Annotated in this window: 2 protein-coding genes; both read right to left on the bottom strand. The window is 34.5% G+C overall.

Going from position 1 to position 2,273, the window contains the following annotated elements:
• Positions 1–337 precede the first annotated feature (337 nt).
• Entirely contained in the window at positions 338–817 is a 480-nt protein-coding gene (locus BZG02_RS20610) for a hypothetical protein (RefSeq protein ID WP_101263634.1), read from the bottom strand.
• Between the two features lie 380 nt (positions 818–1,197).
• Positions 1,198–1,677 carry a hypothetical protein gene (locus tag BZG02_RS20615; protein ID WP_101263635.1) on the bottom strand — a complete coding sequence of 160 codons (480 nt, stop codon included), beginning with the start codon at positions 1,675–1,677 and terminating at the stop codon, positions 1,198–1,200.
• Between the last annotated feature and the right edge of the window lie 596 nt (positions 1,678–2,273).

Below are 2,273 nucleotides of genomic sequence, written 5' to 3' on the forward strand. Positions count from 1 at the left end.
ATCTAAGCACAAAGGACTCAAAGTACATTCACAAAGAACTCAAAGTCTAAATTCTAATTCATAACTGTCTTATTTTTAGGCTTTCCTATCCCTCATCTCTTACCCCTATATCCCCTAAAGGGGACTTCTTTCAAACCAACTACCCTTTTTAAGCCCCTTTAGGGGTTTGGGGTAATAGGGATAAAATTTATAATTACCACACCTATCAAAATTTACTCTAAACAGTTAATCTGTAAACCCTAATTGCATTACTCACCACATATCTTTCCCAAACCAACCTCACCTTCTAAAATCCTTCACAAACCACACAAAAGATTCGTACGGGAGCGAGGGAAAATCAATCTTCTCCAAAATAATCTGCATTATACTTTATTAAATAAAATACGGACATCACTGTAAACAAAATTCCAGCTAAAGTAAAAAACCAAGCCATCCAATATGGTGGCTTATAAGCCATTACCATTTGATCATTTACAACTATCTGTCTTATATATACGCCATTTAGATCTGTCCACACTTTTATTGAATCTCCTATTTTATACTCATAAGGTTCAATTATCTTTCGTTCTTTTCTCCTATCCGCATAATACGAACCTGTATCTATTTTCACATAAAATAAATTCATTTCCAAATCTATTCCTTCGTCGTAATAAGATGTTTCCCCAAACGAATTTAAAGCACCACTATGCAACTCCAAACCTTTAGGTGTTTCTGGAATATCTTTAAACATATGTACTCCTCCTATCAATGAAGCTATTCCAAAAGGGAGCCCAACAAAAAGGGCTCTTAAATACCCACTCTTTTTAAATATGTTCATTTTATTGCTTTTAATTTTTCAATTTCTCTACCAAACCGCACCAACAATTCTTTTGAGATATATCTAAGCACAAAGGACTCAAAGTCTAAATTCTAATTCATAACTGTCTTATTTTTAGGCTTTCCTATCCCTCATCTCTTACCCCTATATCCCCTAAAGGGGACTTCTCCCAAACTGCACCAATAAGCCCCTTTAGGGGTTTGGGGTAAGAGAGATAAAATTTATAATTACCACACCTATCAAAATTTACTCTAAACAGTTAATCTGTAAACCCTAATTGCATTACTTACCACATATCTTTCACAAAACACACGATACAACCTCACCTTCTAAAATCCTTCACAAACCACACAAAAGATTCGTACGGGAGCGAGGGAAAATCAATCTTCTCCAAAATAATCTGCATTATACTTTATTAAATAAAATACGGACATAACAGTAAACAAAATTCCAGCCAAAGTAAAAAACCAAGCCCTCCAATAAGGAGGCTTATATACCATCACCACTTGATCATTTACAACTATCTGTCTTATATATACATCATTGAGATTTGTCCACACTTTTAGTGAATCTCCTATTTTATAGTCATAACTCTCCATTATTCTACGCTCCTTTCTACGATCAGCATAATACATTTCGGAATTAATTTTCACATAAAACAATGTTCTTTCCAAATCTAATTCTACTTCGTAATATGTAGTTTCTCCGAATGATGTTAACACCCCCTCATACACAATCAACTCTTTGGGAGTTTCAGGAATCTCATTAAACATAGTAGTACCACCTATTAATGAAGCTACTCCAAAAGGAAGACCTACAAACAGTACTCTTAAATATCCACTCTTTTTAAATATGCTCATTTTATTGCTTTTAATTTTTCAATTTCTCTACCAAACCGCACCAACAATTCTTTTGAGATATATCTAAGCACAAAGGACTCAAAGTACATTCACAAAGAACTCAAAGTCTAAATTCTAATTCATAACTGTCTTATTTTTAGGCTTTCCTATCCCTCATCTCTTACCCCTATATCCCCTAAAGGGGACTTTCCCAAACCACACCAATAAGCTACCTTAAGGGTATTGGGGTAAGAGAGATAAAATTTATAATTACGACTCATCTTATAATTTACTCTAAACAATTAATCATTAATACCTAATTACATTACCTACCACATATCTTTCACAAACCACACGATACTATCGTACGAGGGAGTACGGTTGCTTTCTTATTTCTTATTTCTTGTTCCTCATCTCATCTCATCTCGTCTACCCCTAAATCCCCTGAAGGGGACTTCCCAAAACCGCACCAACAATTCTTTTGAGATATATCTAAGCACAAAGGACTCAAAGTACATTCACAAAGAACTCAAAGTCTAAATTCTAATTCATAACTGTCTTATTTTTAGGCTTTCCTATCCCTCATCTCTTACCCCTATATCCCCTAAAGGGGACTT

Source organism: Labilibaculum filiforme, assembly GCF_002843315.1.
GTDB classification, from domain to species: Bacteria; Bacteroidota; Bacteroidia; order Bacteroidales; family Marinifilaceae; genus Labilibaculum; species Labilibaculum filiforme.